Here is a 21,705-nt window from a genome sequence, read left to right as displayed (position 1 = left end):
TTCAGCCCCTCTTGCCCGTTGTTGGGCTTTAGCCCCTCTTATAAGTTGTTGGGCTTTAGCCCTGGGAAATAAGAGTGCGCTGAAGCGCAACAACGGCGCAACAACGGCGCAACAACAAATTGACTAAGCTTTGGGGACTAAACTCAAGAATGAATCTAAATCTTTCAGAGCTTCTTGATATCCCGAAGCCGCTTGAATGGGATCACGGGCTTCTGCGGCTTTAGAAACCGTTACTAAATGTTCAAACACTTCTCTGGACAATTCACGAGCTTTCGACTGGACATCGGGCAACAAATTTTTAGTAATATAATTCATTTCTTGCAACAATGAACCCAATGGCCCATGCACAAAGGTGTCCACTTGTACCCAATTCCGAGTGCTAATATACCGGGGAAGTTCGGTAGTAAAGCGATCGCGCAGGGCTAAAATATCAGTGTTATGTTTTTGGATCTGTTGAATTTGAATTTCCGTGTAGGTGGTGGGAATTGCCGCTTTTGGAGAACTGCAACCGACCACAAACGTTGTGACTAGGGCTAAGACACAGGCCAAAATTGAACGATAAACTTTCATATCCTAACTGTTTTTCAGGTTACTAAAAAAAACACATCCCCAATCTATTCCGATCAGGGATTCTAATATTGTTGCAGATTCGGGGACATTTGGCTAACTTTTGGCTTTGAAGTCCTTAAATTTTGTCTGAAATTCATACATTAACCGATTGACATTATTCGTTTCACTCGGCACAATATCATATTCCCATTTTCGTTTGCGACTGGCCAAAAGTTTACCAACGGCCGGGGAAGAACTATTAGAAACAAAATAACAATCCCCCGCTACCCTTAATTCCGAAGAAAAAGCTAGAAAAGTTTGGGCAAATTCTAGTCGCAATTCCGAGGCATAATGCTGACAGTTGATCGCCATAAAAATTCGAGATGCCCGGGGTTCCCGTTGATTCGTCCGACAACTCTCGGCCTCCATTTTATAAAGAACACAAACATCACAATCATATAACACCCTTAAACGCCCATGAATTTTCACACCCAAATGAATTTCTAAGGGCGGTTTTTGTTCAAATTCAATCACGGCGTGGGTATAGGGTTGGGTCAGATCATAAATTTGTCCCGCCCGTCTGCGAAACACTAAGGTTTCTGGATTTCTTTTCAAAACATCTTGATAATAAACTAAGGCTCCTTCATTCCGAGCGGCTTTGATAATAATATTGAAAATGTAGAATTTAAACCAATCCTCAAGATCTCTAAGGGTTTGCAGATCGGGATTTAAACTTTGTTTTAACTGTTGATTTATCTTATCTAATAAAGCGGTATTAATCGACATCGGTTTCCATCTCCTGACGTAATTGTTCCAGCAATTTTTTTAATTCTTGGCGGTGTTGTTGGCGGCTATTAACAGATTCAATACTATATTTAAACACTGTACCTTTTCCATCCACCGAGGAGGTAAATCTCAATTCTGGTTTTAAATCACTATTTTGGGCTTCATGGCTGAAAATATCCAGAATTTCTGTTTCGATTTCTCCGGTATTAATGACGGATTTCTCAATCGCATTAATTAAAAGTAATAGTTGTTCTTGGGGTGTATAATAATTTAACTTTAAATCAGGAGATTTCCGTCCTGATACCAATTCTTCGGTAGTTTTTCCCGCACTAATTACATCGGCAACTTGTTCGGTTACCCACCCCAATTTTATAGAGTTTAGCATCTCTACAAGTGCCTGATAAACGGCTAAACAATCTTCTTGATTCATGATGGTTTCTGATGAGTTTCGACACTGCGCGATCGCTCACCTTTCTCTATTTTAACAATTTTTTGTAAAAATGACTTAAAAATCAACTTTTTTTGCAAAAAGACCAAAAACCCTTAATTATGGGGATGTGTAGCCGTTTAAATGCCTGACAGATTACCACTTGAGCGTTGTTACAGTTTCTGAGTTTCCGTCCCCTTGCGGGGAAAAGATAGAAACTAACAGGTGTTTACAACACTCCAAGTTACGATGTTCTCAACATCACTGAAGTTTCCGTCCCCTTGCGGGGAAAAGATAGAAACTAACAATACCATGGCTAAATTCATCCAAGTATGGGAAAATACTTTCATTGTTTCCGTCCCCTTGCGGGGAAAAGATAGAAACTAACATGGATGGAAGTCTTGCATCATTTCCTACTGATTACTATGTAGTTTCCGTCCCCTTGCGGGGAAAAGATAGAAACTAACTAAAGGAGTTCAAGTTTTTGTTGGTGTGTCGGTTGGAGAAGAAGTTTCCGTCCCCTTGCGGGGAAAAGATAGAAACTAACACTGCTTCTGTAATGTCAGTATATCAAGCTACTCTGATTGTTTCCGTCCCCTTGCGGGGAAAAGATAGAAACTAACACTGCTTCTGGTAATTGCCAAACACCTTCATGTTCAACAGCTGTTTCCGTCCCCTTGCGGGGAAAAGATAGAAACTAACTGGATATAGATAGCCAAAGGGACTTAATCAATTGGATACTTGAGTTTCCGTCCCCTTGCGGGGAAAAGATAGAAACTAACTTCCCTTCTAGAAATCGACACTCAATATTGTCGAACACTTGAGTGTCTGGTTTCCGTCCCCTTGCGGGGAAAAGATAGAAACTAACACATACAAACTTTTCTTAGATGATGAGAGAGACCCGCCTAATGGTTTCCGTCCCCTTGCGGGGAAAAGATAGAAACTAACCAAACTCATGCACTAAGATTTGAATTATGAATGGGTCGTTTCTATACCCTGAAGTTTCCGTCCCCTTGCGGGGAAAAGATAGAAACTAACAGGACAAGCTGCTGCTGCTGCTGAAGGTGTTAACCGTAAAACGTTTCCGTCCCCTTGCGGGGAAAAGATAGAAACTAACTGAACATGAGAAAGGTATACCCATTAAAGGGGGTATACGTCGTTTCCGTCCCCTTGCGGGGAAAAGATAGAAACTAACACTCCTTTAATACATCAGAACCATTAGCCTTAGTAGCTAAAGGGATACCTAGTTTCCGTCCCCTTGCGGGGAAAAGATAGAAACTAACGCAAAACCGAAAGTTAAAGTGGAAGGACACAACGGGTAGTTTCCGTCCCCTTGCGGGGAAAAGATAGAAACTAACATTAATAGGTAAAACTTAAGGACATACACTAACTGTTTCCGTCCCCTTGCGGGGAAAAGATAGAAACTAACCCTACCCTTCTGGAAACCTTACCCTATTTAGTTTTCAAAGTGCGTTTGCGCGAGACTACGGATGTATGGCTGGTATAAAAACTAAAATAGGTTGTTTTCAACTGCCCGAACCTGTAAATTTCTCGATATTCAAGACTATAACCGAATTCTCCTAACGAGTCAACCCCCAAATCCATAAAAATCTTAAAAAAGCTCCTATTCTGATGGAATTAGGCTTTCTAGCTTCGTGCGACAACGGATGAAAAAAATTTACAAAACATTACAACCCCCTAAAACCCAATAAAATAGGACGCTCAACCCCAATTTGTTAATCAAATCCGAGTTAAAACGTCCGACAAATCTGAGAAGCCACGGTAGGGGCGAATGGCCATTCGCCCCTACTTGGTTTAAGATTCTGCTGTTTCAGCTAAAATCTCGCTTCCACCGAAGCTTTACTTTTCAGGAATTCCGTATTGACCCCCGACTCGCGCACCAAGACAATTTTGCCCGTCCGAGCAATTTCCCGAATTCCAAACTTACCTAAAACCTGGACAATAGCCACCATTTTTCCCGGGTCGCCCACTACCTCAATGGTTAGGGAATCATCCCCAATATCCACAACCCGCGCCCGGAAAATCTGGGCCAACTCAATAATCTCAGAACGAGTGGTACTACTATTGTAATTAACTTTCAATAGCATTAACTCCCGTTCCACACAGGGAACTTCCGTAATATCCTGCACCTTCAGAACATTGATCAGTTTGTAGAGTTGTTTGGTCAACTGTTCAATAATATGGTCATCCCCAGGAACCACCATTGTAATTCGAGAAATCCCCGATTGTTCCGCCGGGCCCACGGCCAAACTCTCAATATTGAACCCCCGACGGGCAAATAAACCCGCAATGCGCGTCAGGACTCCGGCTTCATCTTCCACTAAAACAGATAGGGTGTGTTTCATACTGGCTACAAATTTATCTGGGACGACACTCCCGACTTAAAACTAACTATATTAATCGTTGATTGTACACCGAATCCAGAGCCACAAAACTATCCCCCGCCAGTCCCCTATCCCACTCAAGGCAAAAAAAATTTCCCAAGGTGTTGACAATAATTATCAACAAAGCTATATTAACTTTCAGTGTTCTCCTCTCAAAAGGATCGGCAAACGGGGCAGTCGGCAATGGTAGGCTGACCCCGAATTTCTTGATTGTGATTCCCCTTTCCTGAAAACGGTGAAAATTGAACTCTCTGATTTGGGCGTAAGACGCTACACTGTACAGTCAGGAAATGCTTAAGAGAGTTGACAGTCATGCCTGTTTCTAACCTATCCCAGTCTTTTGCTGAATTTAGTTCTGACTCAGATCAGGAATTTGACGTAATTGTCATTGGTTCTGGTATTGGAGGACTGGTGACTGCGACCCAATTAGCGGCCAAGGGTGCGAAAGTTCTCGTCCTGGAAAGCTATATCATCCCGGGCGGAAGTTCGGGATATTTTGAACGGGACGGATATCGATTTGATGTCGGTGCATCCATGATTTTTGGCTTTGGGGACAAGGGAACCACCAACCTACTTACCCGCGCCCTGCAAGCTGTAGATGTCACCCTAGAAACCATTCCCGATCCGGTTCAAATTCATTATCACCTACCCAATGATCTCAAATTACGGGTACATCGAGATTATGAGAAATTTTTGCAAGAACTAATTACCCGCTTCCCCCAGGAAGAAAAAGGGATTCGTAAATTTTATGATGAATGCTGGAACGTCTTTAACTGTCTGAACTCCATGGAGTTGCTATCTTTGGAAGAACCCCGTTATTTAATGCGGGTATTTTTCCAAGAACCGGGATCATGTTTAGGGTTAGTCCAGTATTTACCCCAAAATGTCGGAGATATTGCCAAACGTTATATTACTGATCCTGAAGTTTTAAAGTTTATTGATATTGAATGTTACTGCTGGTCAGTGGTTCCCGCCGATTTAACCCCAATGATCAACGCCGGAATGGTATTTTCCGATCGCCATTATGGAGGAATTAACTATCCCAAAGGTGGAGTTGGTCAAATTGCGATTAAATTAGTCGAGGGATTAGAAAAATTTGGTGGACAAATTCAATATAAAGCCCGAGCTAAACAAATTGTATTAGAAAATGGAAAAGCAGTGGGAGTAGAACTCGTTGATGGTAAAGTTTATCGCGCGAAAAGAATCGTTTCTAATGCCACCCGTTGGGATACCTTTGGTAAATTAATCCCCCTGGAATCTATGCCTAGGGCGGAAAAAAAATGGCGAGAACGTTATCAAAAATCCCCCAGTTTCTTGAGTTTACATTTAGGGGTAGAAGCCTCCATCCTTCCCCCAGAAACCGATTGTCACCATATTATTGTGGAAAATTGGGATAAAATGGAGGAACCCGAGGGCACAATTTTTGTGTCAATTCCAACTTTATTAGATCCGAGTTTAGCCCCGGTCGGCTATCATATTATTCATGCTTTTACCCCTAGTTGGATTGATGATTGGGAAAAATTACCCGAATCAGAATATGAAGCCAAAAAAGAACAGGCGGCGGGCAGAATTATTGATCGTTTAGAAATACTTTTCCCCGGGTTAGATGCGGGTTTAGACTATATGGAAGTGGGCACCGCGCGATCGCATCGTCGCTTTTTAAACCGACAGGATGGAACCTACGGCCCCATTCCCACCCATAAATTAAAAGGACTCCTAGGAATGCCCTTTAACCGCACATCCATCCGGGGGTTATATTGTGTCGGTGATAGCACTTTCCCCGGCCAAGGATTAAACGCTGTCGCTTTCTCCGGCTTCGCCTGCGCCCATCGGGTCGCCGTTGACCTGGGACTATAATCAGTTAACAGTTATCAGTTATTAGATGACTGATGACTGATGACTGTTAACTGATGACTGATTCAATAATACGTTCTAGGGCCGTAACCGGGTCATCGGCGGCGGTGATCGGGCGTCCAATAACCAGATAATTTGCCCCGGCTTTGAGCGCTTCGGAGGGGGTAAAAGTTCGTTGTTGATCGCCTTTATCTGCCCAAACCGGACGTACCCCCGGACAAACTAATAGAAACTCATCCCCGCAGGTTTGACGGAGTTGGGCGACTTCCTGGGGAGAACAAACGGCCCCCGCTAACCCACTTTCTTGAGCTAATAAGGCCATTTGTAAGGCATATTCCGGTAATTCTAAAGGCACTTTTAAATCAAAGGCTAAATCCCTAGAATTTAAACTGGTTAATAGGGTAATAGCGATTAATTTAGGGACGGGATAACCCGCCTCCTTTGCGCCATCTTCGGCGGCGATTTGTGCGGCTTTCAGGGCTGTTTTTCCGGCCGTTGCGTGGAGGGTAATTAAATCCACACCATATCGAGAAGCAGACCGACAAGCGCCAGCAACGGTATTCGGAATATCATGGAATTTCAAATCCAGAAAAATGCGTTTTTCTTGAGATTTGAGGAAAGTTAAAATTTCTGGGCCACAACTAACAAATAATTCTAAACCAACTTTCCAGAAGGTGACTTGAGGCAGTTTTTCCACCAGGGCGATCGCATCTTCTTTTGTGGGAACATCCAAGGGAACAATAATTTTATCTAAGCTCATTTTCAATTATAAATTGTACTCAAACCGTAGTAAGCCCTTTAGGGCTGAGTCCTGAAGGACTCACTACGGGTGATACCCCTAACGACTGGCAATACCAGAGGTAATTTTTTCCATCACCTGATCAACCGTAAAACTGGCAGCTTTTTGGCGTGGGGGAAACTCTTGGAAAGTTGCGATAAATTTGGCAACTATAGGCTGGGCAGCCAATACTAAAGGAATGTGATCAAACATCCAATCCCAATAGGTATTTGAGGTAATATCTGCACGCTCATAGGGATCGGTGCGGAGATTAAACAGTTTCGGAACTCGCAACGTGACCAAGGGTTCGGCCCAGATTTGGCAAGTCCCTTTTACCCGTTGTTCCATGAAAACCGTCTTCCAGTGGTCAAAGCGCAATGCCATCAGGTCGCCATCATCACTAAAGTAAAAGTATTCGACTCGTGGGCTTTTTTCCACCTCGCCTTTGAGATAAGGCACTAGGTTATAGCCATCCAGATGTACCTTGAAGGTTTTATTCCCCGCTTGGTAGCCTGTGAGTAGTTTTTCTTTAATGTCTGGATCACCTGCGATCGCCAAAAAAGTTGGCAACCAGTCCAGATGACTAACAATTTCATTCGAGACACTACCCGGCTGAATCACACCTGGCCAGCGCACCAACTTGGGGACACGGAAGGCCCCTTCCCAGTTCGTATTTTTTTCACTCCGAAAAGGGGTCATCCCGGCATCAGGCCAGGAGTTCATGTGGGGGCCGTTATCGGTGCTATACATGACAAATGTATTATCGGTGATCCCGAGGGCATCGAGATAATTGAGCAATTCCCCAACGCACTTGTCATGGTCAATCATCACATCGTGGTATTCTGACTGCCAGCGTCCAGACTGCCCTACACTTTCAGCCTTAGCATGGGTGCGGAAGTGCATATGGGTCGTATTAAACCAGAGGAAGAAGGGAATACCTGCTTTCACCTGGCGATCAATAAAATCCTTGGCTTTGGCCAGCACTTCATCATCAATGGTTTCCATCCGTTTCTTGGTCAGCGCACCCGTATCGACAATGGTTTGAGTCCCGTCTGGGTTGGCTTTACAGTCGAGGACACCGCGCGGGCCAAAATTTTTCTTGAAGTTGGGAAAGTCGGCGGCCGGGGGATAGTCTCGTAATTCCGGTTCTTCTTCTGCGTTCAGGTGATAGAGATTACCAAAAAACTCGTCAAAGCCGTGGTTGGTGGGCAGCATTTCGTCTTTGTCGCCCAGGTGGTTTTTACCAAATTGTCCGGTGGCGTAACCCAGGGGCTTCAGAAGTTCGGCAATAGTCGGATCTTCGGAACGCATCCCCAGGTCGGCTCCCGGCATCCCGACTTTGCTTAAACCTGTGCGAAAAACGCATTGACCCGTGATGAAAGCTGATCGCCCGGCGGTACAACTCTGCTCGGCGTAGGAGTCGGTAAATAGCATCCCCTCTTTGGCAATTCGATCAATATTAGGGGTTTTATAGCCCATCAAACCGTGAGTATAACAACTGAGGTTAGATTGACCAATATCGTCCCCCCAAATAACGACAATGTTCGGTTTTTTATCGGTCATTTTTTATTTCTCCTTGAAGTTAGAATTGTATTGATATAGTAATCGACTGTAGCTTTATCGGAGTTTCAAAATTTCAGGCACAATTTGAACAACAATGATATTGGTTAAACCTGTAACTATAAATTGAACACCGATCGCCGCGACAAATAGTCCAAGAGTTCGTTGAGCAATACTGAGTCCCGTATCTCCGATCATGCGCTGTAACTCTCTACCCGATAAGAGAATAACGAACACGAAGAAACTGACTAAAATCGTCATTAAGATTAATCCGAGAAGCAATCCACTCCCTTTCTTTGCCTCTGCTTCACTAGCATAAAGTATGACGTTGGCAATTACACCGGGCCCCACTAATAAAGGCATCGCCATCGGGATCACAATTTGGCGATAGATAGATTGGGCCTGGGTTAGATCGCTTTCTTTTGCCTTGGTAACGTTAATTTCTGTGGTCTTGGAGGCTACTCCATTTACAATGTTAATCCCGATAATTAATAACAGGATGCCTCCCGCAATCCGAAACGAATTCAGGGTGACACCAAAAAATTGCAGGACAGATGCGCCTGTTAACATAAATAACAGTAGCAAGCCCAACACAGTGCCAGAAATAAACAAGGCTAACCAGCGTTGCACCCCTAGTCGCTCACGACCCACATAGCTAATGAAAATTGGCAGCATCCCTAAAGGATTTAAAAGGGCAAATAGGGTAATTGCAAAGTTTCTTAAAAACGACCATTCCATAAGATGACAAATTAACCAGATTATTGACAAACTCCCGTAGGGGTTTTGTCGCCTCTTTTTAGCTAGTTTACCTCCTAATTCTGAAATCCCCTAATATTATCGTAAGATTTTAGAAATGATGGTATACCAAATTTGCAATCTTAATATATTGACACAATTACTAAAATGTGATTGACAAAAATAAATATTCTATGACTACCCCAAATATAGTCCCGATGAGGGATGAATTTAATCCGTTTTGTTTGCATCAATTATTTGAAGATTTTGATCAATGGACTGAGGCGTTCAAAACCTGGAACTTGACAGCAAATCAACTCAGTCAGGGAAAATTTAAAGGGGAATTAGCGATCGCTCAATTTGGCTGTTTACAACTCATCTATGCTTCTGCTAATCAAGCTATGCAAATTGTCGGAGATAAGCCCCCAAATACTCTAACTTTTGGAACACTTTTAACCTCTCAAGATCAAGAATTAATCGCCCATAATCAGCGTTTGAATCAGAAGGTTTTATTTGGATTAGATCCGACTCGTGAAACCTATATTATTAATCAGAAACTCTGTCGAGTCGGAATAGTTGTAGTCAGCACTAATGTATTTCACCAATACACCGATCTTATGAAATACAAGTCCTTTAATGATACGTTTTTCCATAAAAATATAGTTCATATTGATCCCAATAAACTGAGTAATTTTAAAACTTACTTACAACAATTATTTTATTTACTTCAAACCAACCCAACTTGGCTACAGCAACTGCAAACCCAAAAGCTAATCGTTGAAGATTGCTTACCGCTTTTAATTGATACCCTGCGGTTTGATCAGGATTTTTTTGATTCGGGGATTCCTAAATTGGGACGTTATCAGATGATCAAAGAAGTGGAAGATTTTATGATAGCAAATATTGATCAACCTCTAACGTTAAAAGATCTGTATACAGCCGTCAAAACCAGTCCCAGAACATTGTCTTATGGTGTTCACGATTTGTTTGGGATGAGTCCGATGGAATATCTCAAAATCAAGCGATTAAATGGAGTACGACGAACTCTAAAAACCTGCGATCCTAACCAAACTACAATTTCAGGAATTGCAACTCATTGGGGATTTTGGAGTATGGGGCATTTTTCGAGGGATTATAAACAATTATTTGGGGAGTTACCTTCAGAAACGTTGAAAAAAACATGGGAAGGCGAGAGCTAACTTATAGACTGGCTGAATCATGCAGTAACGCACTGTTCTATTTGAGTCACATATTTGTCAAATTTAGGTCTAAATAAAACTTCTTCTAGTTCCAGTAAGACAGAAGATGACATTAAAATATTCCCTATATTTTGTGCTTTGTCTAAGGCTTGACGTGCTTTACTTGCTTTAGACAGAACCGCACTGACTAGAATATTGGTATCTAAAACTAAATATTGTCTAGGTTTCATTAATAATTGATTCTAAAATTTCTGGTGTTAAGCCTCTCGCCATTGCTCTGTCGCTAATTTCATCCATTATTTTTCTTAAAAAATCAATATCATTTTCATTTTCTCTCTTGAGTAAAAGGCTAACAATTTGCTGAATCTGTTGACGTTCCTCTAAGGAAGCAAATTGATAAGCTTCGGCAATTTCGGGACTGACTTCAAGGGTGATGGTCTGCATAGTTATGCAATTTTAAGATATTATTGGATATTCTGATTATATCAAAGCCTTCCTAAGTACGGAAGAGAATGGATTAAAATTTTAAAATTCCAATCCATAAGCCAAACCTTTAATCAGTTTCAGTGGGTTTGTGTTTAAACTAGAAAGACCAAGCTAATCCTAAACGCATTCCTTGAGAAGTCATTTTAACCGTTGAAGTTCCAATATTCCCTTCTTTTTCAACTTTTAATTGATATAAACGATAACCTGTAGATAAGGTTAAATCCCGCGATATTTGCCAATCTAAAGCCACCAATAAATCCCAATTTGCTTGGGCTTCACTTCCCCCTGTAATTGCGGTTCCGCCTCTGGTTGTAATTTTAAGATTATCGGCTAAATTGAGTGTAATTTGCGCTCCTAATGCCGGATCAAACCAATCCGGTCGATAGTTAATTTCCGGGCCGGGATTAAACTTAAAATTCGTATCGAGATAGCCAAAACGAGTCCCTCCATAGACTTCAAAATCAAGGGAAGGATAGACATTATTTGGTTTTGAGGTATCTTTAACAGATGTTAGCGGAAGGGTTCCTAAATGCCATGCTAATAAGATTTCTGAGGTTAATAATTCCGTATCAAAATCAATATCAATTTGCGAACCTTTATTCGTCAAACCGATTTCAGTATATACCCCCTGAAAGATTAATCCGATATCTCCATTCCAAGCTTCTAAACGGGTTCCTAACTGTAAAAGTCTAGTAAAATTAAGGTCGAGCATTTTTCCTATACCCAAATTAAAATCAACTTGAATCGGAACTTGACCGTAAGGAACTCGATTGACTATTGTTTGTACTCCTTCTCGAATTTGAGTTTCTAAACGTGCTGTTAGGTCTTCTCCCCGTTGTTTTAAACGATCGCGCACTCCTTGAGCAATGCGGTCTTCTAACCGAGTATTACTGCGATCAAATGGTAGACGTTCTAAAACTCTATTAACGGTTTGTTCAATTATATCTTTGGGTAATTGATTTAAGATTCGATTCGTAATTTCAGCCGTAATTAAGTCAACTAAAACAACTCGATTTACACTTGCACCTTCTCCAACAATGGCATAACCCTGAATATTAAAGGGCACAAATAGCATCGGTTCAACTTCAAATCTCCATCCGGGTTTTTTCGTTGGTTGTTCAGTTTCTGGAGTTGAACTAGGTGTATCTTCAGCTAGGAATTCATTGACAATATTATTGGGATTTTGGCTAAGTGTATTTCCCTCAATATTAGGAGGATTTGGAATAGTTGTTTCTGGGGCGATCGCATAATTAATGGTTCTCAGTTCAGGCGATTGTAAATCAGCGGCATTAATGCTATGATTTAAGAAGGTTGAACTTAGTTGAGAGAGTTTATAATCTTCTGCATTCTTTTCAGTTAATTGTTGTGAGGGAGAAGGAGCGATCGCCATTTTTTCAACCGCAACTGGATTGAATTCAAGCGGATATTGATCTACGGGAAAATGCCGATCAGAATTAATCAAAAACTGATGCTGATCTTCTGAAAAAGCCGAGGATACCGTCGGATCAGAATCCAGATTAACAGCACTCGCCCAAGCAGGTGTGGCGACTAAAATTGTTAATAGACTGAAACAAGAACTTAAAGTTGATTTCATCTGGTGGTTTTTAGTGGTTATGTTATATCGAAAGAGGATTAAAAAATTAGGGACTTAACGATTACCCCAATAAAACTAACTAACCCAATGACCAGCAAAGCAACCCCAATAATTTCTGTACTATAAGAGGCTTCGTAGGTATAGCGATCGCTTTGAATTTGTTGAAGTAACCGACGGTGTTCCCTTAACCCTAAAGCCATTCCTACCATTCCCGTACTAATAAAAGACAGTCCAACAATGACAGAAAATCTTACGGGGTCAATATTAGGATGAAGGTGGGTTTGTTCAATTGTTCTAACAATAGTGGGGATACCAAAACCAAAAGCAATCAACGACAGACAGGTGCGTATCCAAGCCATTAAAGTGCGATCTGCGGCCGCCCGACTGCGGTATTTAGCCATTTCGGTACGATCTACTGCTAAATCATCATTAGAAAGATGTTTAGGGGGTTCTGAATTGACGGGTGGCTGACTCATAATGGGTTAGGTTTCGGGGGTTAAGGAGGCTAATTTTCGCTTATTCCAAAGAGAGTAGGGAACACCTAAAATGGCTCCCAAAATTATATAAGCTATCAGCGTCGGAATCACCTGCTGTTGTACATTATTCAAAATAGCAATAAATAGAGCCAAACCGACATTACGAGCAATACAGGAAATCGCTAGAATTGATCGTTTATCCTCATCTGGCCCCCCTAAAGTGTGTCCAATACCGAGAGAAGCAATGACCAGAATAGCGATCGCAATCATCGGTAATCCCCAAACTTTCAATAATAAAGGGAATCCTAAGATACAGAGTAATATGGCTAATACAAAAAACAAACCATTTGACATAAAAGTTAAAAATTTAGCGATCACATCTACATATTTAGCCTCATATTTTTGGAGTAAAAGACCGATAATAACAGGTAAAAATTGTACTATAGTCACTTGTTCAGCGACTTCTAAAATCGTTGTGTTTTCTGGAATTCCTTTAAACAAAATGGCGAAAATAGCTAAGGTTATAGGAGTAATAAAAACGGCCAGTAAAGCTAGGGTTAGCTGAAGACTGGCTGAATAACGAAATCTCGCTCCAGCCATTTGCGCTCGCATTGTGGTCAGAGGTGCTCCTGGAGATGCTGCTAGCAGGACTAATCCTATCATTACTCCTGGCGGTAAATTAAACAGTTTTAGCAGGATAATAACGACTAGGGGAACTAACACAACAACGGCTAGAAGCGCACGGAATAGTAAAGCTGGTTTGCGCCAGAAGGAGAGCATTTTCTCAAAAGAAAGATTGAGTCCGATGGCTAACATCAAAGAAAAAATCGTGACTTTGACGAAAATTATAAGCAAAGGATGGTGCATAACTTTACTTTAAATATTTTCCCCTCCCCCTATTAAGGGAAGGGTTTTAATTGTTTAAAATCAAGAACCTAAAGCCGCAACAGTCGTTTCTTTTTCCGAATTTGATCCCTGAGTTCCTAACTGAATTAACTCTATTTTATAACCATCGGGATCTTCCACAAAGGCAATTATAGTGTTTCCATGTTTCATTGGGCCGGGTTCACGGGTAATTTTACCCCCAGCGGCTCTAATTTGTTCACAAGTGGCGTAAATATCATCAACACCGAGGGCAATATGACCATAACCGGTACCGATTTCATATTGTTCGACGCCCCAGTTATAGGTTAACTCAATCACGCTATGATCGGATTCATCGCCATAACCGACAAAAGCTAAGGTAAATTCACCCCCTGGATAGTCTTTCTGGCGCAGTAGTTTCATTCCTAAAATATCGCAGTAAAATTTTAGAGAACGGTCTAGGTTTCCTACGCGTAACATTGTATGGAGTAGTCTCATTGTTGTTTTTTTTGGTGATGTATTTATATTAATATAACCCATTAATCGTAGTAAGCCCTTTAGGGCTTTCTCCCAGAAAGAGAGTCCTGAAGGACTCACTACTAGGCACCCATTCCTGAATATTGTTTTAATCCCCGTTTCCATAGCCAACGGTTGAGTATAAAAAACAAAATTCCCCAAAAGAACATTATCAATAAACCTCGAAATACATCAACGGGAAATCCCACAATAATAGAAGCAGGAAAATAAACTAGGTAGGGAAAAGGAGTCCATAATGTTATTTCCCGAATCAAGGGAGGAAAGACGGTTAAAGGAGCAATTATTCCTGATAAAAATATATAGGGTAAATACCAAATTTGTTCAATGGCACTGGCTCGTTCCGTCCAAAATGATAATAAAGCAAAGGTATATTGAATAATAAACCGCAGCATAAAAGCTAAAATTAATACGAATAAAAATAATAAGGTTTGTCCTAAACTGGGTATCCAAAAAGATTCGGGATAGAGGGCAAAAAATAAAATAATTAGTCCAATAATAAAGGGAAAACGGGCAAATCGTTCGGCAATATGGCTAAGAAAATGATGCCAAACTGGATCAATCGGTTGTAATAATCGAGGGGAAAGTTTTCCTTGAATTACTTCTTTTTCAAACTCCCAAATCACCCAAACTACATTACTTTGTCGGACAATAAAAGCAGCCAAAAAGTATCGAGCAAACTCAATAGAACTAAGTCCGATATTACCTGTTTCGGAGGCTTTTATCCAAATTCCCATTAAAATAAAAGGTAAGGAACCCGACAATACCCAGAAAAACAATTCGGCTCGATATTCAACCATATAAGCATAGTAGGTTGACAGGAAAGTTCGAGCTATTTTTAAAAAATGTTTCATAATATTATTCAATTAAAATTATTTTTTTGACGAAAATTTCTGAGGTTTTATCTACTTTTGACATTTGTTTTAATTTTGACCATTGTTGTCTTCGATTTAAAAGAGAAGATATTAATAATTTCCAACCTTGAGCAGAAAACAAGGATTTTGAGGAAAAACAAATAGCGTTTTTAACTTTAGCTCTTTTTAACGCCACAAGACTCCAATGTAGTTTAAGATAATCCCTAATATGTTCAAGGCTAGGGAGTTGGATATGATATTTGTGATTAACCAATTTATAGATTTTTTCCTTGATTAAAATATTAGTATCTAATCGCTTTTGCAGGGATATTTTTTGATTAAAAGCTCCCGGCCAAATAGTACGATAGGCTAAACACTGATTAATAAAAATTGCATCTCCAAATTGAGAAATTTTAATCCAAGAATCAATATCATCACAATTAGTATCCAAACTCGAATCCCAGCCACCGGATTTGATAAACGCTTCTTTGGAATAGGCGACTTGAATCGGGGTTCCAAATGGCACTTGTTCTAATAACATTCCATAGTGAATATCTTCCTGGGGAATATAATAAACTGTGCCTGGGCCGGTTAAGCGAGTTCGACTTAATTCTTTACCGTCAGGGTCTACTTGAGACGCTGAGACCGAACAAATTACCGCCTGGGAGGATGAATTTTGATTGACTTTAGTTTGATAGGTTTCAATAGCTTTGCTCATTTCTTCAATGCAATTGACCGCCAAATAATCATCATCATCTACGGGTTTAATCCATTCTCCAGAAGCGACTTTAACCCCGGCATTCATCGTGGCAGAATGGCCTAGATTACTGGAGTTGCGATGATAAACTAAACGGTGGTCTCCCTGTTGAGCTAAGGAAGCAGATAAATTACGAACATAGTCTTCTGTTTCGTCAGAAGAACTATCATCTGCAACCACAACTTCACAGGGAATGGTTTGTTTCAATGCAGAATCAATTGCCCGTTTCAGTAAAGCAATGCGGTTATAAGTTGTAATCACGATGCTAAACTTCATCGGACTGCCTCGCTAAAGAGTCTACTAATTCTGTCGTTTTTACCCTAACATATCGAGCGGATCAGCGATCTTACCGTTGTTAGGGTATCAGAGTCTAAACTTCAAAAAGGCACGAAGGTTCCATGTAAACCGTAGGGAATATGATGTTTTAAGTGTAATCGAGCGATCGCACCTTTCCCTAAATCACGACCATCCAAAATTACAATCTCGGAACGATGATTTTCAGAATTATACACCACCGTTAACACCCATCCATCATCCTCGGCGATGGCATTTTTCCGCGGCACAAATATGGGCTCACTGACAAATCCTGTCGGGGCGGCACTCCATAATTGACGCTGATTCATTTTTAAATCCACTTTCAAAATTGCCTGTAGGGGGGCATTTTCTTCGGCATCGTGGGCGGCCCCTAAATATAAATAGCGATAGGGTCTACCGACATAATTTGGATGGAGAGATGGGAATTCACAACAGCGAGATTCAATCAGTTGACGCTCTATTTTTCCCGTGGTCAAACCCAAGGAAAAACGCCATAATTGTCCGGGGTCTAATACACTAAAATCCGTCTCTCGATAATCTTCATTGGGGCGAATTTGGGATAGGGATTGATAACAAATAGAATCCACAAATAAAGTATCATCTTGTTCATAGGCATTGGCATGATGAAACACAAATCCCAAAGGCATTTCAAAATATTGAATTTTACCCTTTTTACCCCTGGGAATCACAATAATCTTAGTCGGTTTTTCGGTTTGAAAGTTAATACATTCTCCCGCCCCCGATAATCCTAATAAATAGGGAATGGGATTGAACTGGACGGGATTTTGGAAGAAAATACAATAATTGGGAGTAATAGCAAAATCGTGAATAAAAGCAAATCCAGGTACAGAATGAACCTGTTTTCTCAGTAACTTTCCTTGGGTAGAAATTTCATAAATTGTAATGGTGGTTGATAACATCGGTTTAATCGAAAAATTGACTAAACAGGGTTCACCGCCATTCCATTCACAATTAGGATCAATTCGAGGATGGGCTGAAAAGGCATCTCCGGGTTCTAAAATCCCCTCTAAGTCATCAATTCCAATAGTTTCTAAACTTTTGGTATCCAGATGATAGGGTTGGGCAGCTTCCCATAATGCTAATAGTTTTCCCGCCCAATAAATAACATTTGTGTTAGCAATATTTTTGATTTTTAAATCCAGAAAATTTGCTAACCATCCTCCGGCTTTTTGGGTTCCAAACACACCCCGATAGAGAATTTTTCCGGCTTTTTGTTCTTCTAAATAACCTTGAGTTTTGACAAATCGATTACAATAGTGGGCAGTACCTTCGGTAAAGCGAATCGCAGATATCATGCCATCGCCATCGAAGGGATGACGAAAACTTTGTCCATTAATATCTAATAAACCTGGGCCATTGCGATAGAGAGTTCCTTCTAGTTCCGTCGGAATTTCTCCTTCAATATCTTCAATCCAATAGTCGTATTCATGGGGTTGAGAAAGATATCCCTTTGCCCAATCTTTGATACTGTAGGATAAGGGATTTGCTGGCTGAGAAATTATATTTTTCATTGTCTCTTAATTAAGGATTTACGGTTAATTGATCAAGTTCTGCTGGTTGAATGGTGACCGTTGGGGGTTCGATTTCTGCACTATTATTTGGCAACCAATGAATTAAGGGAATCGGTAATAAGGTACTCAGGTTAGTAATCATCACCAGTAACCATAATTGGTCAAAATTGGTTTCCGTAATTCCTAACCAATAGGTGAGGACACCTCCTAATTGATAGGAAATTAAACCTGCTAAATTAGAAATAGACATTAATAGGGCAAATAATGTGGCTTCTACCCCTGGAGGACAGAGGCGAGCAGCTAATATCAAAACAGGCATATAGGCAATTTGTCCCATCACGCTTAGGATTAAACTATCCCCTAAACTAAACCAATGATCATCAATTCCTAGGGTTCGGTTGGTGTGGGTGACTAATAGTAACATCGTCATCCCTAATAGGGTGGAAATAATTGTTGACCAAAAAAAGATTGTCCGAAAGGGAAGGGACTTAAAAAATCGTTGAAATAGCCAAATTCCGAGTAGGGATGCCACGCTAGTCACTAAACGAACTCGCCCTAAAAATTCTGGTTGAAATCCTAATTCATTAGTGGTAAAAAAGAAAAATGCCGAATCAGCCGTGGGTGTGGCTTGCCAAATAAAAATAAAGGCCGTAGGCAACCAAATTGATTTTTGGGTGATGGCTTGACGCAGATTTTTAATTTGAGATTTAACCGTTTGCCAATTAGAAGGTTGACCTTGAAATTCTTCTACAATTAATCCCGCCACAATGGAAGTAATTAAGGGAAAAGTTGCTGTAATTAAAAATATGGTTTGTGGGGGAAATTTCTCTAATAAAAATCCTCCTAAATAGGCGGTAATTAATCCGCCAATGGCCGAAGCTCCCCAGGAAGCGGATTGCAGAGAACCAATATTATGAATCGATTCGTGACGGGCTCTTTCAACCACTAAGGAATCGACAATTACATCGCCAATAGCCACGGAAAGGGAACTCAAGGCGATGGCCCCCGTAGCGCCTAAAGGAGTGTGAACAATTGTAGCCAGGGCGACCCAGGATAGGGTTCCTAACAGTCCTGAGAGAATTAAATAGGGACGCCGCCGATAACCAAAAATCGGCAGACCATCGGAAATAAAGCCAAATAGGGGTTTAATAATCCAGGGAATCGCCACAATTCCCAGTAATACCGACACTTGCGCCGGACTCATTCCCAATTCATCCTTGAGGAAAAAACTCACCCCCAAACGGGCCAGTCCTAAAATTCCCTGGACAAAGTACACCAGCAAAATGGCGATCAGTTCTGGGGTTGGCTCGTTGTCAAAAAATACGGTTTTCTTAAAGAATTGCTTGGTTTTGGCAATGCTTGGTGCAGTCATCAGGATTTTGTAAACAAAAATTAAGAAATATGAATATATCTATCATAACCTACGGATCTACACTCCTAATCAGTCATCAGTTGTAGGGGCGGGTTCATCAAGATGCGCGGTGATTAGCAAAGATCTAAAAGAACCCGCCCCTACCAGTTAACTGTTTTTAGCCCACTAAATACTAACAATGAACTCTTTACTGTCAATTGACAACTGATAATTCTTGCACTGATAACTGATAACTCTTACACTGATAACTGATAACTGTTTACTGATAACTGATTTACAGTACCCTTAAAATACTAGGAATACTGTCAATTTCATCAAAACCTTTAATTTCACTTAAAGCTTGATTAAAATTACCCTCCAAAACATCATGGGTAACTACAACAATTTCCGCTAAATTTTCATGAAATCCCGTTTGTACAATTGATTCTATACTGACATGATGCTGACCAAAACAAGTGCCTAATTTGCCAATTACCCCAGGAGAATCCTTAGTCAGAAACCGAGTATAAAAACGGGTGACTAGATCCTCCATCGGCGCAATTTTACAGTAATGTTGATGACTACAACTCATCATTTCATGGGGAATAATCGGATTAACGACTTCTGCTTCTTGCATTTGTAAAACAGCAATAATATTCAACATATCAGAAACTACAGCACTCGCCGTAGGCCCCGATCCGGCTCCCCTGCCAAAAAACATTACCTGTCCAATCGGTTCTCCTTCAACTAAAATGGCATTATAAACATCATTAATACTGGCTAACGGATGGGAAAATGGAACTAAAGTCGGATGAACTCGAACCGATAATAAATCCTGTTCAGGAGTCGCCTGGGGATTTCGGCTTGCGATCGCTAATAACTTAATCACAAATCCCAATTTTTCCGCATAGGTGATATCCGTCGCCGTCACCTTTCTAATCCCTTCACAATAAACCTGTTCTAACTTAATTCTGCCTCCAAAAGCTAAGGACGCCAGAATCGCAATTTTATCTCCTGCATCTAAGCCATCAATATCGGCGGTGGGGTCAGCTTCTGCATATCCTAACCGTTGAGCATCCGCTAAAACTTCAGAGAAATCTGCCCCCTCATTTTTCATCCGAGTCAAAATATAGTTAGTTGTCCCATTAATAATTCCGGTGACTGTTTGAATCCGATTCGCAGCCAAGGATTGTCTTAACGGTTGAATCACCGGAATCCCGCCCCCAACGGCGGCCTCTAACATCACATAAACCCCTTTTTTATTCGCCGCATCAAAAATTTCACTCCCATAACGGGAAATCACGGCTTTATTGGCGGTAACAATATGCTTGCCATTTTCAATCGCTTGTAGAATGAGCGATCGCGCTGGTTCCAAACCGCCGATTAATTCCACCACAATATCAATGGCCGGATCAATGACAATTGCTTCTAAATCCGTTGTCAGCATATGTTCGGGTATATTGACACTGCGGGGTTTAGCAAGCGATCGCACCCCTACCCGATGCAAACTTAACTCCGATAACAAGGGATGACGACCCTCCGGGTTGGACAGAATTTCAACCACTCCGGTTGCAACTGTTCCTAGTCCTAATAAACCAATTTTAAAAACCACGATTCTAAACCATCCCTAACGCAAGGCTACACTTCTCATTTTTACATTAGAGGTTGACAATCTTGATGAATATGATCACCTACTTGATATGGTTTTTAACATATCAGATACTAAATTACCCTATTTTGTTGATTGATCAATTAATTTTCTTCCCGATTAAGTGCTACTAAAACCGCTTGCTGGCTGACATTTTTGTAGACTGTTTCTAAATATTGCATCACAATATCTGTGTCAGATAATGTAGAACGATTTGTAGACTTCATCCCGATTGTGGCTAAGGTCATTGCCCCTAAAATATCAAGTACCGTTTCACTACTCGGAGGCGGTGTAATCACAACTAAAGCAGAATCTAGCTGTTGAGAGTAATTCCAAAATTGATCAATTTTTAACGAATTAGGATTAAATTTTATCGTTATTTCTTCCGAGGTAGCAACGTTAATTTCATCTTTACTTTGACCTCGCAACTGTCGTAAAGCATTAATAATTTGTTCGGCATTTTTTCCCCTCAGTTGAAATAAAACGAAAGGATCTTCACTAAAGCGATCGCCTAACATATAATAAACTGCGGCAATATGTTTACAGGGATTAGCTTGATCTGGACAACTACATTCAGAATGAACATTATCTAGGGAAAAAGGAAATAATCTTAACCCATTGGCGGCAAACACATCCTCAATATCCGGCGGCATTTCTCCGGCTAATAATTTAGCACTAAAAATTGCCCGTTGTGATAGGGTGGCGATAATATAATTCCATTCTTCATTACTAAATATATCTAACCACAAGGAAACGGTATAAGGTTCGATTTGAGTCCCCTGAACCTGTGCTAAAACTTTTTGATCTTTAAATTCAATATTTAAAACGTTACCTTCTCTCGCGTAATTTCTAGCCCGTTCCAAGCGTTTTTTAAACCGATATTTGTCTAATAAATCTAACCATTGTTGTGACCACCATTCTTGACTCATTTTATCCTCCTTGTTGTTGCGCTTTAGCGCACATAATTTTTATAAGATAAGATAAGATGCGCTTAAGCGCAA

The 21,705-nt window shown here is 40.7% G+C and carries 21 protein-coding genes and 1 CRISPR repeat array; of the genes, 2 read left to right on the top strand and 19 right to left on the bottom strand.

Features of this window, described 5'->3' with window-relative positions; all coding sequences use genetic code 11:
- Positions 1 to 123 precede the first annotated feature (123 nt).
- The 4 genes from psbQ to ilvN form a co-directional block, all read right to left on the bottom strand.
- Positions 124 to 570, bottom strand: coding sequence for a photosystem II protein PsbQ (psbQ, locus tag PL11201_RS22520; protein WP_079681100.1), 447 nt, complete (start codon positions 568 to 570; stop codon positions 124 to 126).
- A 93-nt stretch (positions 571 to 663) separates the two neighbouring features.
- Positions 664 to 1,335 carry a hypothetical protein gene (locus PL11201_RS27210; RefSeq protein WP_234996815.1) on the bottom strand — a complete coding sequence of 224 codons (672 nt, stop codon included), beginning with the start codon at positions 1,333 to 1,335 and terminating at the stop codon, positions 664 to 666.
- Positions 1,325 to 1,765 carry a hypothetical protein gene (locus PL11201_RS27205; protein WP_234996814.1) on the bottom strand — a complete coding sequence of 147 codons (441 nt, stop codon included), beginning with the start codon at positions 1,763 to 1,765 and terminating at the stop codon, positions 1,325 to 1,327. The genes PL11201_RS27210 and PL11201_RS27205 overlap by 11 nt, the downstream gene beginning before the upstream one ends.
- 182 nt (positions 1,766 to 1,947) lie before the next feature.
- A CRISPR array of direct repeats spans positions 1,948 to 3,191; the repeat unit is 37 nt; unit sequence GTTTCCGTCCCCTTGCGGGGAAAAGATAGAAACTAAC.
- Positions 3,192 to 3,597: 406 nt separating this feature from the next.
- On the bottom strand, positions 3,598 to 4,128 hold the full coding sequence (gene ilvN / locus PL11201_RS22510; protein WP_079681099.1) for an acetolactate synthase small subunit: 531 nt from the start codon (positions 4,126 to 4,128) through the stop codon (positions 3,598 to 3,600).
- Positions 4,129 to 4,479: 351 nt separating this feature from the next.
- Between ilvN and crtH the strand changes: the two genes are divergently transcribed.
- Positions 4,480 to 6,024 carry a carotenoid isomerase gene (gene crtH, locus PL11201_RS22505; protein ID WP_079681098.1) on the top strand — a complete coding sequence of 515 codons (1,545 nt, stop codon included), beginning with the start codon at positions 4,480 to 4,482 and terminating at the stop codon, positions 6,022 to 6,024.
- A gap of 46 nt (positions 6,025 to 6,070) precedes the next feature.
- Here crtH and pyrF read toward each other — a convergent pair whose 3' ends face one another.
- The 3 genes from pyrF to PL11201_RS22490 all read right to left on the bottom strand — a co-directional run bounded on the left by pyrF (position 6,071) and on the right by PL11201_RS22490 (position 9,097).
- The gene (gene pyrF, locus PL11201_RS22500; protein ID WP_079681097.1) at positions 6,071 to 6,781 is read right to left on the bottom strand and encodes an orotidine-5'-phosphate decarboxylase; all 711 of its coding nucleotides are present in this window, start codon (positions 6,779 to 6,781) and stop codon (positions 6,071 to 6,073) included.
- Between the two features lie 78 nt (positions 6,782 to 6,859).
- Positions 6,860 to 8,362 (bottom strand): arylsulfatase, encoded by a 1,503-nt coding sequence (locus PL11201_RS22495; RefSeq protein ID WP_079681096.1) that lies wholly within the window; start codon positions 8,360 to 8,362, stop codon positions 6,860 to 6,862.
- Positions 8,363 to 8,416: 54 nt separating this feature from the next.
- The gene (locus PL11201_RS22490) at positions 8,417 to 9,097 is read right to left on the bottom strand and encodes a MarC family protein (RefSeq protein ID WP_079681095.1); all 681 of its coding nucleotides are present in this window, start codon (positions 9,095 to 9,097) and stop codon (positions 8,417 to 8,419) included.
- A gap of 191 nt (positions 9,098 to 9,288) precedes the next feature.
- On the opposite strand from PL11201_RS22490, the gene PL11201_RS22485 reads away from it, so the two are divergent.
- A complete protein-coding gene (locus PL11201_RS22485; protein ID WP_079681094.1) occupies positions 9,289 to 10,293 on the top strand; it encodes a helix-turn-helix domain-containing protein in 1,005 nt (334 codons plus the stop codon).
- 17 nt (positions 10,294 to 10,310) lie between these two features.
- Here PL11201_RS22485 and PL11201_RS22480 read toward each other — a convergent pair whose 3' ends face one another.
- The 12 genes from PL11201_RS22480 to PL11201_RS22425 form a co-directional block, all read right to left on the bottom strand.
- Complete coding sequence (locus PL11201_RS22480) at positions 10,311 to 10,523, bottom strand: putative toxin-antitoxin system toxin component, PIN family (RefSeq protein ID WP_144017867.1); 213 nt, start codon at positions 10,521 to 10,523, stop codon at positions 10,311 to 10,313.
- Positions 10,513 to 10,737, bottom strand: coding sequence for a hypothetical protein (locus tag PL11201_RS22475; RefSeq protein WP_079681093.1), 225 nt, complete (start codon positions 10,735 to 10,737; stop codon positions 10,513 to 10,515). The genes PL11201_RS22480 and PL11201_RS22475 overlap by 11 nt, the downstream gene beginning before the upstream one ends.
- A 139-nt stretch (positions 10,738 to 10,876) precedes the next feature.
- A complete protein-coding gene (locus tag PL11201_RS22470) occupies positions 10,877 to 12,373 on the bottom strand; it encodes a hypothetical protein (RefSeq protein WP_079681092.1) in 1,497 nt (498 codons plus the stop codon).
- Positions 12,374 to 12,411: 38 nt separating this feature from the next.
- Complete coding sequence (locus PL11201_RS22465; RefSeq protein WP_079681091.1) at positions 12,412 to 12,849, bottom strand: YidH family protein; 438 nt, start codon at positions 12,847 to 12,849, stop codon at positions 12,412 to 12,414.
- Positions 12,850 to 12,855: 6 nt separating this feature from the next.
- Positions 12,856 to 13,716 carry a bile acid:sodium symporter family protein gene (locus PL11201_RS22460; protein ID WP_079681090.1) on the bottom strand — a complete coding sequence of 287 codons (861 nt, stop codon included), beginning with the start codon at positions 13,714 to 13,716 and terminating at the stop codon, positions 12,856 to 12,858.
- Positions 13,717 to 13,776: 60 nt separating this feature from the next.
- A complete protein-coding gene (gene gloA, locus PL11201_RS22455; protein ID WP_234996813.1) occupies positions 13,777 to 14,211 on the bottom strand; it encodes a lactoylglutathione lyase in 435 nt (144 codons plus the stop codon).
- A 101-nt stretch (positions 14,212 to 14,312) separates the two neighbouring features.
- Entirely contained in the window at positions 14,313 to 15,101 is a 789-nt protein-coding gene (locus PL11201_RS22450) for an ABC transporter permease (RefSeq protein ID WP_079681088.1), read from the bottom strand.
- 4 nt (positions 15,102 to 15,105) lie between these two features.
- Positions 15,106 to 16,134, bottom strand: a complete 1,029-nt coding sequence (locus PL11201_RS22445; RefSeq protein ID WP_079681087.1) for a glycosyltransferase family 2 protein — start codon at positions 16,132 to 16,134, stop codon at positions 15,106 to 15,108.
- 101 nt (positions 16,135 to 16,235) lie between these two features.
- Positions 16,236 to 17,705 (bottom strand): carotenoid oxygenase family protein, encoded by a 1,470-nt coding sequence (locus tag PL11201_RS22440; protein WP_079681086.1) that lies wholly within the window; start codon positions 17,703 to 17,705, stop codon positions 16,236 to 16,238.
- A 10-nt stretch (positions 17,706 to 17,715) separates the two neighbouring features.
- Positions 17,716 to 19,077, bottom strand: coding sequence for a folate/biopterin family MFS transporter (locus PL11201_RS22435; protein ID WP_144017866.1), 1,362 nt, complete (start codon positions 19,075 to 19,077; stop codon positions 17,716 to 17,718).
- Positions 19,078 to 19,351: 274 nt separating this feature from the next.
- Positions 19,352 to 20,668, bottom strand: a complete 1,317-nt coding sequence (locus PL11201_RS22430; RefSeq protein ID WP_079681084.1) for a homoserine dehydrogenase — start codon at positions 20,666 to 20,668, stop codon at positions 19,352 to 19,354.
- A gap of 140 nt (positions 20,669 to 20,808) precedes the next feature.
- Positions 20,809 to 21,633 carry an SWIM zinc finger family protein gene (locus PL11201_RS22425; protein ID WP_079681083.1) on the bottom strand — a complete coding sequence of 275 codons (825 nt, stop codon included), beginning with the start codon at positions 21,631 to 21,633 and terminating at the stop codon, positions 20,809 to 20,811.
- Between the last annotated feature and the right edge of the window lie 72 nt (positions 21,634 to 21,705).

It is taken from the genome of Planktothrix sp. PCC 11201 (genome assembly GCF_900009135.1).
Classification (GTDB): Bacteria; Cyanobacteriota; Cyanobacteriia; order Cyanobacteriales; family Microcoleaceae; genus Planktothrix.
The sequence above is the reverse complement of the archived record's forward strand: the minus strand, read 5'-3'. Positions and strand labels throughout refer to the sequence as shown.